Origin of the sequence: Microbacterium pseudoresistens (assembly GCF_013409745.1) — a bacterium.
Lineage (GTDB): Bacteria > Actinomycetota > Actinomycetes > Actinomycetales > Microbacteriaceae > Microbacterium > Microbacterium pseudoresistens.
In genome coordinates this window covers 1,880,452-1,893,654 of the sequence record NZ_JACCBH010000001.1, presented here as the reverse complement: position 1 = coordinate 1,893,654, position 13,203 = coordinate 1,880,452, and the positions used below count along the sequence as shown (strand labels likewise).

At 68.7% G+C, this 13,203-nt stretch carries 13 protein-coding genes; 7 read left to right on the top strand and 6 right to left on the bottom strand.

The window, feature by feature from the left end; genetic code table 11:
- The first annotated feature begins 52 nt into the window (after positions 1–52).
- Positions 53–1,495: an XRE family transcriptional regulator gene (locus BKA02_RS09400; protein WP_179433439.1), complete on the top strand. Its 1,443-nt coding sequence runs from the start codon at positions 53–55 to the stop codon at positions 1,493–1,495.
- A 14-nt stretch (positions 1,496–1,509) separates the two neighbouring features.
- Here BKA02_RS09400 and BKA02_RS09395 read toward each other — a convergent pair whose 3' ends face one another.
- The 4 genes from BKA02_RS09395 to BKA02_RS09380 all read right to left on the bottom strand — a co-directional run bounded on the left by BKA02_RS09395 (position 1,510) and on the right by BKA02_RS09380 (position 6,298).
- Positions 1,510–2,580 carry a winged helix DNA-binding domain-containing protein gene (locus BKA02_RS09395; RefSeq protein WP_179433437.1) on the bottom strand — a complete coding sequence of 357 codons (1,071 nt, stop codon included), beginning with the start codon at positions 2,578–2,580 and terminating at the stop codon, positions 1,510–1,512.
- Between the two features lie 66 nt (positions 2,581–2,646).
- Entirely contained in the window at positions 2,647–4,161 is a 1,515-nt protein-coding gene (locus BKA02_RS09390) for a glyceraldehyde-3-phosphate dehydrogenase (protein ID WP_179433435.1), read from the bottom strand.
- A gap of 294 nt (positions 4,162–4,455) precedes the next feature.
- Entirely contained in the window at positions 4,456–5,391 is a 936-nt protein-coding gene (murQ, locus tag BKA02_RS09385; RefSeq protein WP_179433433.1) for an N-acetylmuramic acid 6-phosphate etherase, read from the bottom strand.
- Positions 5,381–6,298 (bottom strand): N-acetylglucosamine kinase, encoded by a 918-nt coding sequence (locus BKA02_RS09380; RefSeq protein WP_179433422.1) that lies wholly within the window; start codon positions 6,296–6,298, stop codon positions 5,381–5,383. The genes murQ and BKA02_RS09380 overlap by 11 nt, the downstream gene beginning before the upstream one ends.
- 131 nt (positions 6,299–6,429) lie before the next feature.
- Here BKA02_RS09380 and BKA02_RS09375 point away from each other — a divergent pair, with 131 nt between their 5' ends.
- The 6 genes from BKA02_RS09375 to BKA02_RS09350 all read left to right on the top strand — a co-directional run bounded on the left by BKA02_RS09375 (position 6,430) and on the right by BKA02_RS09350 (position 12,092).
- Positions 6,430–7,290: a MurR/RpiR family transcriptional regulator gene (locus BKA02_RS09375; protein WP_179433420.1), complete on the top strand. Its 861-nt coding sequence runs from the start codon at positions 6,430–6,432 to the stop codon at positions 7,288–7,290.
- 136 nt (positions 7,291–7,426) lie between these two features.
- Complete coding sequence (locus BKA02_RS09370) at positions 7,427–8,443, top strand: GNAT family N-acetyltransferase (protein ID WP_218844504.1); 1,017 nt, start codon at positions 7,427–7,429, stop codon at positions 8,441–8,443.
- A gap of 3 nt (positions 8,444–8,446) precedes the next feature.
- Positions 8,447–9,739 (top strand): extracellular solute-binding protein, encoded by a 1,293-nt coding sequence (locus BKA02_RS09365; protein WP_179433418.1) that lies wholly within the window; start codon positions 8,447–8,449, stop codon positions 9,737–9,739.
- Positions 9,729–10,706, top strand: coding sequence for a carbohydrate ABC transporter permease (locus tag BKA02_RS09360; protein WP_218844503.1), 978 nt, complete (start codon positions 9,729–9,731; stop codon positions 10,704–10,706). The genes BKA02_RS09365 and BKA02_RS09360 overlap by 11 nt, the downstream gene beginning before the upstream one ends.
- Before the next feature lie 14 nt (positions 10,707–10,720).
- A complete protein-coding gene (locus tag BKA02_RS09355) occupies positions 10,721–11,533 on the top strand; it encodes a carbohydrate ABC transporter permease (RefSeq protein ID WP_179433415.1) in 813 nt (270 codons plus the stop codon).
- A gap of 43 nt (positions 11,534–11,576) precedes the next feature.
- Positions 11,577–12,092 (top strand): hypothetical protein, encoded by a 516-nt coding sequence (locus BKA02_RS09350; RefSeq protein ID WP_179433413.1) that lies wholly within the window; start codon positions 11,577–11,579, stop codon positions 12,090–12,092.
- Between the two features lie 39 nt (positions 12,093–12,131).
- Here the strand turns inward: BKA02_RS09350 and BKA02_RS09345 are convergent, their stop codons facing one another.
- Entirely contained in the window at positions 12,132–12,743 is a 612-nt protein-coding gene (locus BKA02_RS09345; RefSeq protein WP_179433411.1) for an HAAS signaling domain-containing protein, read from the bottom strand.
- A complete protein-coding gene (locus BKA02_RS09340; protein ID WP_179433409.1) occupies positions 12,740–13,072 on the bottom strand; it encodes a PadR family transcriptional regulator in 333 nt (110 codons plus the stop codon). The genes BKA02_RS09345 and BKA02_RS09340 overlap by 4 nt, the downstream gene beginning before the upstream one ends.
- Between the last annotated feature and the right edge of the window lie 131 nt (positions 13,073–13,203).

Below are 13,203 nucleotides of genomic sequence, written 5' to 3'. Positions count from 1 at the left end.
TTATCGACGATCTCCGTCGTAAGAATCTGGTTTCTTTCGCTATGATCAAGGAATGGCTTCCACCGGACTCGAGCTCAGCACTCTCGGACACCGCATCCGTCATCGCCGTACGCAGGCGGCGCTCACCCTCGACGACCTGGGGGCGCTCGTCGGCGTGGCCGGATCGCAGCTGAGCCTCATCGAGAACGGCAAGCGCGAACCGAAGCTGTCGCTGCTCCAGGCGATCGCCGAGGCGACGGGCACGCAGGTCTCCGATCTCATCTCCGGCGAGCCACCGAACGGGCGCGCGGCGCTGGAGATCGAGCTCGAGCGGGCGCAGAACAGCTCGGTGTTCCGCCAGCTCGGCATCGCGCCCATCCGCGTCACGAAGGGCATGTCGGATGCGACGATCGAGTCGATCCTCGGCCTGCACCGCGAGCTGGTGCGGCGCGAGAGCGAGGCCATCGCGACCCCCGAGGAGGCGCGCAGGGCCAACACCGAGCTGCGACTGCGGATGCGCGCGCAGAACAACCACCTGCCCGACATCGAGCAGCTCGCCGAGAAGCAGCTCAAGGCGGCGGGCCACGTCTCGGGCGCGCTCACCCACCGCACCGTGAACATCATGGCCGAGCGGCTGGGCTTCGAGCTCATCTACGTCGACGATCTGCCGCACTCCACCCGCTCGGTGACCGACCTGGAGCACGGGCGCATCTACCTGCCGCCGGCCTCCATACCGGGCGGGCACGGTCTGCGGTCGATGGCCCTGCAGGCCATGGCGCACCGCCTGCTCGGGCACACCCCGCCCACCTCGTACGCCGACTTCCTGCAGCAGCGGCTCGAGATCAACTACTTCGCCGCGTGCTGCCTCATCCCCGAAACGGCCGGCACCGCGTTCCTGCAGCAGGCCAAGAAGGACCGCAATCTCGCCGTGGAGGACTTCCGCGATGCTTTCGGCGTGACGCACGAGGCGGCCGGGATGCGCATGACCAACCTCATGACCGTGCACCTCGGCATGAGCCTGCACTTCCTGCGCGTCGACGAGACCGGTGCGATCACGCGCGTCTACGAGAACGACGACCTGCCGCTGCCGATGGACGTGACCGGTGCCGTGGAAGGCCAGCCGGTGTGCCAGCGCTTCTCCGCCCGCATCGCGTTCACCCAGCACAACCGCACCACCGAGCACTACCAGTACACGGACACCCCCGCGGGCACCTACTGGTGCTCGACGCAGACGGGCTCGTCGACCGACGGCGGGTTCTCTGTCACGGTGGGCGTGCCGTTCGACGACGCGCGGTGGTGGCGCGGACGGGAGACGTCGCACCGCGCCCAGTCGACGTGCCCCGACGAGTCGTGCTGCCGCCGCGCTCCCGCCGACATCGCCGAGCGCTGGAGCGGCAAGGCGTGGCCGAGTGCTCGTGTGCACACGCACATGTTCTCCCCGCTCCCCCGCGGCAACTTCCCCGGCGTCGACGACGGCGAGGTGTACGAGTTCCTGGATCGGCACGCGAGCCAGTGAGCCAGTGAGGCGGATCAGCCGGTCACGAAGTCGGCGTACCGCGACAGGGCGGCCCGCACGTCGCCCGGATCGATCGCCGGATCGAGCATCTCGGCGACGGGTTCCTCTCGATGCCGGCCCACGGCGAGCGAGTGCGTCCAGTTTCCGACGATCCGCCCCTCGGCGAGGATGATGGGCCGCACCATGCCGTTCCTGCCGGGCCCCGTCGCCTTCTGCGCCGCCGCATCGGCGACCGGCGAGCGGTCGGCGTACGAGATGTAGAACTCCTCGAACGCGCCGAGGGTGAGCACACCGTTCGCCTTCGGCGACCGCCGCGGGCGGGTGCGGGCGAGGAACACGCCCTCGTCGACCTCCGTGATGCGGTCGGTCCGCACGGCGCCGCGCGCTGCCGCATCCCGCGCCTGCGTGAGGGTGAGCCCCGACCACCACGCGAAGTCCTCTGCGGTGGCCGGGCCGTGGCCGTCGACGTAGCGGAGGAAGAACTCCGCGAGCGGGTCGTCGGGCGCGGGAACATCCGGCAGCCATCCGTCCGCGAGCACGAAGCACTGTTCGCGGCTCGCCGCCCCGTCGCGGTGCACGACCGGGCCCTGCACGATCAGACCCTGCCACGAGAGCTCGGCGAGGAGGTGGTTGCCGCGCTGCCCGCCCGGGTCGATGCCGGCACTCATCCACGCGGCGAAGAGCTCTGCCCGCGCGAGCCCTCCCCCGCTCAGCGCGGCGACGAGGACGTCCCGCGCGCGTCCGACGACGGCGTCGTCGATGCCGAGTTCACGCATGCGCCCGGCGTCCTGCCTGCGCTGACGGTCGGCCGTGAGCCCGAGCACCCAGCGGACGTCGCACGCGGGCAGGATGTGCAGCGTGCCGCGCATCGGCCAGGTGCGCACGAGAGCACCTTCGTCGAAGGCCGTGTCGACCGCGTCCATCGTCGGCGACCCCGCCGAGCGAGCGGCGAGCGCCCAGCGCCCCGCCCCGAAGTCCTGGGCCTGCACGGCGAGCATGTGTTCCGCCGCGGCAACGGGCGTGCGCGCAGGGGCGCTGAGCCGATGCGAGCGCAGCCGTTCGCTCAGCAGGGTGCGCAGTGTCATCCCCTCATCCTGCCCCGAGCCACCGACACGGCCGAGACGGCGGCGGCGCGGCGGCCCGAGACCGGCTCAGCCGGCGAGCGTCACCTCGCGACGCACCGGCACGACGACCGGGTGCGAGCCCGCCATGACCTCGATCACGCGCACGACCTGGCACGAGTATCCGTACTCGTTGTCGTACCAGACGTAGAGCACCACATCGCGGTCGTTCGCGATCGTGGCCAGGCCGTCGACGATGCCTGCGCGGTGCGAGCCGACGAAGTCGCTCGAGACCACCTCGGGCGACTCGACGTAGTCGATCTGCTGGCGCAGCTTCGAGTGCAGCGATACGCGGCGCAGGTAGTCGTTGAGCTGCTCCTTGGTCGCCGGGCGCTCCAGGCCCAGGTGCAGCACGGCGAGCGACACGTCGGGCGTGGGGACGCGGATCGCCGAGCCGGTGAGCTTGCCCGCCAGCTCCGGCAGCGCCCGCGCCACGGCCTTGGCCGCTCCGGTCTCGGCGATCACCATGTTCAGCACCGCCGAGCGCCCGCGCCGGTCGCCCTTGTGGAAGTTGTCGATGAGGTTCTGGTCGTTCGTGAACGAGTGCACCGTCTCGACGTGCCCGCGCACGATCCCGTATGCCTCGTCCATGGCCTTGAGCACCGGGGTGATGGCGTTCGTGGTGCACGAGGCGGCCGACAGGATGCGGTCGGCGTCGTCGATCGTGTCATGGTTGATGCCGTGCACGATGTTCTTCAGCGCGGCCTTGCCCGGTGCGGTGAGCAGCACGCGGGCGACGCCCGCCGACTCCAGGTGGCGGCTCAGCCCCTCCTCATCGCGCCAGCGGCCGGTGTTGTCGACGACGATGGCGTCGTGGATGCCGTACGCGGTGTAGTCGATCGTGCCGGGGTCGTCGGAGTAGATCACCTGGATGCGCGTGCCGTTCGCGACGATCTGCTCGGCCTCCTCGTCGACGGTGACGGATCCCTCGAAGCGCCCGTGCACGGAATCGCGCAGCAGCAGCGAGGCGCGCTTGACGAGATCGTTCTCGGCGCCGCGGCGCACGACGATCGCACGCAGGCGCAGCCCGTTGCCGCCGCCGGTGTGCGCGATGAGGATGCGCGCCAGCAGACGCCCGATGCGGCCGAAGCCGTAGAGCACGACATCGGTGGGCTCGGCGGCGGGCGCGTTGCCGGCCGCGGCCAGCGCGGCCCGCACGTGCTCGAGGAGGTCGCCGCCCTCGGCCGCGTGAGATTCGACCAGGCGCGCGACGTCGATCGATGCCGCCCCGGGGGCGATCTCGCGCAGCGCCTCGAGCACGGCGAGCGTGTCGGTGAGCGCGAGCTGGCCGTGGCCGAGCTGGGCGACGCGCTCGTGCACCTCGAGGATGCCGGTGGTGGAGAGTCCGAGCAGGCGGTGCCCGTGCAGCGAGGTGACCACCTCGTGTTCGCGGGTGAGCGCGCCGACCAGCGGGATCATCCGCTCGGCGAGCTCTTCCCGTGCCATCCAGTCGTCGCGGTGCGCGGCGGTGGAGTCGGTGGCGGCGAGGTCTTTGAGGGAGGCGGAATCGTTGAGGGAGGCAGAGTCGTGCACGGCGTCGTTCATCGGGATCCTTGCGGGTGGTCGTACGGCCCGGGATGCGGGCGGCGTCGCTGTCGGGGCCGATCGGCCCGCCTCCAGCCTATGCAGTCGCCGCCTCCGGGCCCTCCCGATCCACAGGGCAAGAACCGGGATTCCTTAGCGCGCCGCAAGATCGGTTCGGTCGCACCACGCCATCCACCCCGAGTGCACGGCCTCCCGCCCAGTGAGCGGGATATTCACGGGAACAAGCCGCGCAGTCGGCGGGAAGCCGTGCACTCGGCGAAGGGAGAGCGCGCCCGGCGAGCGACAGCGCGACGGTCAGGACAGCGCGGCGACGGCGTCGCGCAGGATGCCGTCCGAGGCGACCAGCGCCGCCGCGCCCGCCGTGGCATCCGCCCCGGTCATGACGGTGAGCAGGGCGAGCTTGACCGATCCGTCGGCCTCGCGCAGCGCCCGCACGGCCGCCGCCGCGTCGACGCCGGTGAGCTGCATGACGGTGCGCGCGGAACGGGCGTGCAGCTTCTCGTTCGTCGCGCGCAGGTCGACCATCACGCCGCGATAGGTCTTGCCGAGCCGGATCATCGACAACGTGGTGAGCATGTTGACGACGAGCTTCTGCGAGGTGCCGGCCTTCAGCCGCGTGGACCCGGTGATGAACTCCGGCCCGACGACGGTCTCGATGGCGATGTCGGATGCGGCGCCGATGGGAGATGCGGCATTCGCGGCGACGGCGACGGTCAGCGCGCCCACGGCGGCCGCGTGGCGCAGCCCGCCCAGCACGTACGGCGTGCGCCCCGACGCCGAGATCCCCACGACGGTGTCGTCGGGTCCGACCGAGAGCGCGGCCAGCTCCCGCGCCGCGGCGGCGTCGTCGTCTTCGGCGTTCTCCACGGCGGAGCGGATGGCCTTCTCGCCGCCGGCGATGATGCCGACCACCATCGACGGGTCGGTGCCGAAGGTGGGCGGGCATTCCGAGGCATCGAGCACACCCACGCGCCCCGCCGTGCCCGCCCCGATGTAGAGCAGCCGGCCGCCGCGGCGGAAGCGGTCGGTGATCCCGTCGACGGCCGCGGCGATCGCCTCGCTCTGCGTCGCGACGGCACCGGCGACGAGGGCGTCTTCGGCGTTCATCCGCCGCACGAGCTCGATCGTGGTGAGCAGGTCGAGGTCGCCGCGGTCGGTGGTGGCAGTCTCGGTCGACAGGGCGGAGAGCTCGTCGATGAGCTCCTGCAGGCGCGTGGTGTCATCCCGCACGGTAGACCCGCCTTTCGTGGAGGGAGGAGGGATCGCGGGCGATCAGGGTGGCGCCGTGCAGGGCGTCGCCGACAGCATCCCGCACGTCGAATCCTGCCGCGGCGAGCGCACCGGTCAGCGCGGCATGGAAGCCCGGATGCACGGTGAGCCCGCCGTGCACGACGATCGGAGTGCTGCCTGTGCCCGCCGCGGCGGAGGCGGTGCGCACGAGCAGGCGAACGGCCTCGTCGCGGATGCCGACGGCGACGTCGTCTCCGGCCTCGGCGGCGTCGAGCACGAGGGGTGCGACCGTGGCGAGGCGGCGGGCGACGGGTTCACGCGCCGCCAGCCAGGTGATCGGCGAGGCCTCGTCGCCGATGTGCGCGTCCAGCGCGGCCGACAGGGCCGTTCCTGCCCCCAGGCCGTCGCGGGCGCCGAGCACGGCGCGCACGGCTTCGCGGCCGAGCCAGGAACCGCTGCCGAAGTCGCCCAGGTCGGGGCCCCAGCCGTCGACGAGACGGGCGTCCGCGGCATCCGTGCCCAGCGCCACGGCGCCTGTGCCCGCGATGAGCAGCACGCCCTCGCCCCCGCCGAGCGCGCCCGCGTGCGCGGTGACGACGTCGGAGGTCACGGCCGCCGCGGCGCCCGTCGCATCGTGCAGCAGATGCGCGAGCTCGGCGGCCGCATCCGGAGAAGCCCAGGCGCCCGCGGCGCCGACTCCGATGCACCGCAGCGACGCCCGATCGATCGGGAGCGCCTCGAGCAGCGGGCGGATGGCCTCCGCCGCCAGGCGCACGCCGTCGGCCGCGGCGAGGCCGGGCGCCCCGGGGCCGTCGGTGCGGATGCGGCGCTCGCCGTCGACCAGTTCGACGCGGCAACGCGACTTGCCCAGATCGACCGCAACGGCCGTGCTCTCCGTGGGGGGCATCCGGGCTCCTCTCCCGCGATCACGACTCAGGACGTAAAGACTCTACAGTCTCGGCGCTATATCTGAAAGAATCTTTCGTAACGACGGAAGCCCCCGATCGCGCGATACTGGAGCACCGCCAGGAGGTTCGGATGAGCATACAGTCCACGATCGAAGCGAGCATCGCAGCCATGCCGCCCTCGCTCGCCCGCGTCGCCGCGGCCGTGCGCGAGAAGCCGTCGATCGTGATCGACATGACCATCAACGAGCTCGCCGACGCCTGCGGCACGTCGGTCGCCTCGGTCGTGCGCTTCTGCCGGGCGATCGGGCTCGGCGGGTACGCGGCGCTGCGCATGGCGCTGGCCACCGAGATCGGCCGGGAGTCGGTGCAGTTCGCCGACCACTCGGGATTCGGATCCGATATCGCCGCCGAGGACTCGTTGCGCGATGCGGCGGCGAAGATCGCCGCACTCGAGCGCCTTGCCATCGAGGAGACGATCGGACACCTCGACTACGCCGTGCTCGAGAGCGCGGTCGGCGCGATCGACGCCGCCGACCGCATCCTGCTCTTCGGCATCGGCGCGAGCCAGATCGTCGCCGAAGACCTCGGGCACAAGCTGCTGCGCGTCGGGCGCAACGCCATCGTGCTCTCCGACGCGCACGAGGCCGTCGCCTCGGCCGTGCTGCACCGCGCGCCGACTACGGCGATCGGCTTCTCGCACCTCGGCACCACCCCCGAGACGATCCGCTTCGTCGAGGTGGCCCGTGCCAACGGCGCCGCCACGATCGGCGTGACCTCGAGCCCCGACTCGGCGTTCGCACGGGCCGTGGACCACCCGCTGTTCACCGAGGTGCGCGAGTCGCGCTTCCGCGCCGGGGCGATGGTGAGCCGCATCGCCCAGCTCGCCGTCGTCGATGCGCTGTTCGTGGGCGTTGCCCAGCGCCGCTATGCCGAGACACTCGACGCGCTCGAGCGCACCCGCGAAGCCACCCGCGCCGTCCGCGGCGCCTGAGCTCCGCACTGCTTCCCGCGACGACATCGGCGTTCGTCACGCATTCGTGAGGTAAATCATCTCCACTCTGCTGGACAAGCTTGTAAATTGTCACCATACTGATGTCACCGCCTCGCCCGAGAAAGGACTCGCCCCCGTGACCGCGCCCCCTCCCGATCCGCAGATCCGCACCTTCCGCGCCGGCGACGGCGTCGCGATCCCGGATGCGTGGACCCGGTCGGCCCCGCAGGACGGCATGACCCCGCAGCGGTTCCGCGACCTCGTGCTGCTGGATCGCAATTTCGATGCGAACGGCCTGTTCGTCGCCGAAGACACCGAGGGAGCGGTGATCGGGTCGGCCTATGCCGTGCGCCGTCGCGTCGCCCACGACGGCGACGACCTCGAGCCCGACACGGGGTGGATCCCCTTCTTCTTCGTCACGCCGGAGCACCGCGGGCGCGGTCTCGGCCGCGCGCTGCTCGAGGCCACGCGGGGCTGGCTTCGCGACCAGGGCGCCACGCAGGTCTTCTTCTCCAGCTACACGCCGAACTACGTGCTCCCAGGGCTCGATGCGGCGCGCTATCCGGCTGCCGCATCCCTGCTTTCCTCGCTCGGCTTCGAGGTCGTCGAGCGCCCGAGCGCCATGGACCGCTCGCTCATCGGCTACGAGATGCCCGCCGAGGTGCGCGAGCGCGCCGACGCCCTCCGCGCCGAGGGCTGGTACCTGGGCAGCCCGCAAGGCGACGACGTCGTCGCCCTCGTGAAGATCGCCGGCGAGCGGTTCAACTCCGACTGGGCCCGCGCCATCCGCGAGGGGATCGTGGCGGGCATGCCCCCGGAGCGCATCGTCATCGCCCGCGACCCCGACGGCGCCGTGATCGGCTGGGGCATGCACGGCACCTACGAAGCGGTCATCGAGCGGTTCGGCCCCTTCGGCGTGCTGCCGGAGAGCCGAGGCACAGGGCTCGGCAAGGTGCTGCTGCACCTCACCCTCGAGCGGATGACGGCCCTCGGCGCGCACAGCGCGTGGTTCCTCTGGGCCGACGAGGGCTCCATCGCCTCCGCCCTCTACGAGAAGACCGGATTCGCGGCGACGCGCACCTTCGACATCCTGCGCGCCGCACTCACCCAGACTCAATGGCAGAAACCCGATCACAACGAAAAGGAGTGCTGAACAATGAATGCCACACGCCCTCGACACGTGCCGCGGCGCCTCGCCGTCGGCGCTGCGCTGGTAGCTGGAAGTCTGGCAGTCAGCTTGACTGCATGCAGTCCTGGTGGCGACACCGACGGCAGTACCACTGTGACGATCTGGAGTTGGCGCACGGAAGATCAAGCGGCAATGGATCGGATCTTCGATTCGTTCGAAAATGAGCATCCTGAGATCACCGTCGATTTCCAGACGATTCCGGATGCGGAGTACCAGAACCGAGTCAGCACGGCCCTACAAGGTGGTCAGGGACCCGACATCGTGCAGCTCAAAGCGTACGGTGAGCTCCAACCTCTCATCGATGCCGCGCTCATCGAGCCACTCGACGAACTCGTTCCCGAACTCGACTCCCTTCCGGACACAACGAAAGCCGGATTGCGCGGCATCGAAGATGGCAACCTGTACGGCGTGCCGTACTCCATCGTCAACACGGGAGTCTTCTACAACAAGGAGATCTTCACCGCGAATGCCCTGGAGGTACCGCAAACCTACGATGAACTGATTGCAGCCTCGCAGACACTGCTCGACGCAGGCGTCATCCCGATTGCCGCAGGAGGCGCTAACGGCACGTCCTGGGCTCTGGAGATGGCTCTCGCAGCTGTTGCCCCCAGTCAGATCGGCCCTGAGTTCTATGACGAGGCGATGGCTGGAAAGGTCGACTTCACCGACCCGCGGTATGTGGCGGCGCTGCAGCGCATGGTTGACATGTTGCCGTATTATTCTCCCGGCTTCCAAGGGGTCGACTACACCACCGCGACGCAACAGTTCATCGGTGGTGACGCGGCCATGTTCATCGGGGGTTCCTACGAGAACGGCAGTTTTGCGTCTCAGAATCCGGATCTGGACTTCGGATTCTTCCCGTATCCGGTCGATGACCCGGCCGACACCGCCTACACATCGTCGTTCGTCGATGGCTCGTATGGTCTGCCTGTCGACGCTGAGCACCGCGATGCGGCCATCGAGGTCCTGAACTTCATGGCGACCGCCGAGTTCGCACAGATGTTCATGGACGAGCTCGGCTGGCCGCCTGCCCGCGACGACGTCGAGCCGAAGAACCCGGTCTTGCTCGACATGATGGCCGCAATGAAGAACCAGACGCCGTATCTCACGCATGTTGGCTTCAAGTGGCAATCACCGACCGCATCGTCGGTGCTCCAACCCGCCTTTGTCGACATGATCATGGGCAAGGTTGCGCCGCAGAGCGTCGCAGAGCAGATGACCGAAGCCGTCCAGGAGTGGTTCACGCCGAATGTCTACTGACACCGTTGCGACGGAGTCGGACGGCACGGAGCCGATGCCGAAGCCGCGCAAGCGCACCGTCCGGCGAGCCCACGGGCTCGCCGGATGGGCGTTCCTGTTGCCCGCACTCCTGGTCTACGTCATCTTCCTCGTCTATCCGATGATTCGTTCCCTGCTGGGATCCCTTTGGGACTGGCGCGGCATGCGCGCACAGAGCTTCACTGGACTGGATAACTTCACTCGGCTCTTCTCCGGGCAGAACGCGGACCTCGTCACGAATGCCTTCTGGCACAACGTGCTGTGGTTCATCGGCGTTCTCGTCGTGCAGAACATGATCGGCCTCCTCTTGGCCTACATTCTGTTCGTGCGCGGAGCGCGCTGGACGTTCTTCCAGAACTGGTTCTTCTTCCCTGCGATACTCTCGCCCGTCCTTGTCGGCGCACTGTGGCGGCTCATCCTCACGCCCGATGGCCCGCTCGACGGGGTGCTGATGGGAATGGGGATCACCTCGGAGCCACTGACATTGCTCGGTAACGGCTCGACCGCCCTGTGGGTGCTCATCGCCGTGGATATCTGGAACTGGATCGGGCTGCCCATCCTGGTCTTCCTCGCAGGACTCAATGCCTTGAACCCTGAGATCTTCGAAGCGGCGCGGCTAGACGGTGCCAGTTCCGGCCGCACGCTCTTCCAGATTGCGGTTCCGCTCGTCACGCCTTCCGTGACGACTCTCGCCGTGCTCAGCTTCATCAACAGCTTCAACCAGTTCGACATCGTCTATGTGATGCAAGGCGTGCAGGGGGGACCGAACTTCGCCACCGACACCCTTGTCACCTTCTTCTACCGCCTCGCCTTCGGTGCCCAGGGCTCTGTGGGCATCACCGATGTGGGGCTGGCGATGGCGCTTGGCGCAATTCTCTTCATCTTCATGACGGCCGTCTCCGGGATGGCATTGAGATTCTTCAACAAGCGAGCGGAGATGATCCAGTGATTCGCGCGCGACGTATGCTCAGCCGCCTCCCTGCCCACGCAGTCATCGCCCTGTGGACCCTCCTCATCGGGGTGCCCCTGTATCTGCTGACAGTCTCGACGTTCAAATCGACCCTGGAGATCTACCAGAATCCTCTCGGCCTGCCGGAAGCCTTCACACTCGACAATTTTGTCGAAGCATGGGTCCGGGCCGACTTCAGCACGTATTCGTGGAACAGCCTCGTCGTGACCGTTGGCTCCATCCTCCTCACGCTGCTGCTCGCGCTGCTGGCGTCCTACCCGATCAGTCGTTTTCGATCATGGTGGGCGACACCGATGCTGGGCTTCTTCCTCCTCGGACTGCTCGTCCCGGTGCGCCTGGCGTCCGTAGAACTGTTCATGTTGATGAAGGATCTCGGACTGCTCAATTCTCATCTCGGACTGATCCTCGTCTACACAGCCACCCGACTTCCGTTCGCGATCTTCATCCTCAGCAATTTCATGAGGGCGGTGCCCGTGGAACTCGAGGAAGCCGCCCGCTTGGATGGCGCCGGACACGTTCGCTTGCTGTGGTCGGTGCTCACCCCACAGGTTCGACCCGCCGTAGGGATCGTCACCATCTTCACCGCGATCGCAGTGTGGAACGACTTCTATTTCCCGTTGCTGTTCATCTTCGATCCGAAGATGCGGACCCTGCCTTTGGGATTGTCGACGTTCGTCGGACAGTACGGAACCGACTGGGGCGTGTTGTTCGCTGGTCTCCTCCTCTCGATGCTGCCTCTGGCACTGCTTTTCCTCTTCACGTCGAAACAGGTTCGCGAGGGGGTGGGTGCGGGAGGCGTCAAATGACCGACCGGCTGCCGACGCTGCTCGCGAGACGGTCGCTGATACCGTGACGATCGTGTCGTCGTCTCGCTCTCTGCGCCCCGCAGCCCTCGTCCTCACCGCATCGCTCGCGGCCGTCCTGCTCTCCGGATGCACGGCCGGCGCGCTCGCACCGGAAGGTTCGCCGACGCCCCCGGCCGACGCCGAGTCGACCGCCCAGAGCACGCTCGCGCACTACGCGGAGGTGCTCGCCGCGGTGAAGGCCGATGCGGGCGAGCAGCCTGAGCGACTGGCCGAGATCGCCACCGGCAGCCATCTCGACCAGCTCGAGACTGCGGCGGCGACCTGGCGCGACCTGGGCATCGCGTGGCGCGGGCCGACGGCCGTCGACGTCGAGAGCGCGGAGCTCGCGGACGATGGGATCGCCGTGTCGTACTGCCTCGACGTGACCGAGCACGCCCCGTACGCGCTCGACGGCGACGACGTGGATTTCGAACAGGGCCGGTTCGCGTTCGAAGCCGTGCTCGTCGCATCCGGTGACGAGTGGCGCGTGTCCGAGAACGAGAACGTCGGCACCTGCTGACGTGAGCCGCTGCGGATCAGCGCCGGATCCCGCGCCGGATCAGCGCAGCGGCGCCGTCCTGTTGCGCATGCGCCAGAGCAGCCAGCCGCCCATGACCGGCACGAGGATGAAAGCGAGGAGGATGCTGCTGTGCCAGAGATCGAGCGCTCCTGGCACGAGAGGGTTGCGCGCCTCATCCTCCGAGGGAGCGGTGAGCGCCCGAGTGATCACGGTCGCAAGCATCATGAGCGCGAACGCCACGAACGGCGTCGCGAGCGCGATCGCCTTCTCCAGGCGGGTCCACATCCGGCTGGACACCACCATCACCGCACCGACGAACCATCCGGCGACAGGGATCACGACTCCGCCGAAGGCGAGCACGAGAGCAGCCGCGATCGCGAACCCCTTCGACTCCCGCAGCGGCCGAGCCGGAGACGCGGCTGCGCCGGCGGGGGCCGGTGCAGGCCCCGCTTCGGCCGCCGCCGCCGCGATCGCGCGAGGATCACCGAGACTCGCGATCCGCTCCGCGGCCGCGGCGTCGTCGAGGCCGTCGAGCTCCTCAGCGATCCCTGCACGGATCTCGGTCGCCACGCGGTGCGGCAGCTCGCCGAGCGCGTCATCCAGCTCGGCGAGATAGCGGACGGCCCGCGTGGGATGCGTGTTCTGACTCATGATTCCTCCTGGTCGATGAGGTCTGCGACTCCGCGCGCGAACGGTTCCCATAGCGCCCGGAAGCCGTTCAACTGTGCGCGCCCCTCCGCCGTGAGCTCGTAATAGCGTCTCACCGGACCTGCTGTGGACGCCTGATCGAAGGTGCGGACCCAGCCGCTCTGCCGAAGTCGGGACAGCAGTGGGTACAGCGTGCCGATGCTCGCGATCATCCCCGCGGAGATCAGGCGCTCCGACAGCTCCCAGCCGTACATCGGGGTGCGGGAGAGCAGCCCGAGGACGCAGTACTCCACGACGCCCTTGCGCATCTGCGTTCCCGCGTCCAGTGTCATGCACAACAAGATACCTTGCATGACACGCTTCAACAACCATGCGCGCATGCCGTCGCTTCGGATCGGTTCCCCTTCGCATCCGGTCGGGCATGAGCCCCGCCGGGCGCCTCACTCACGCGCCGATACGCTGA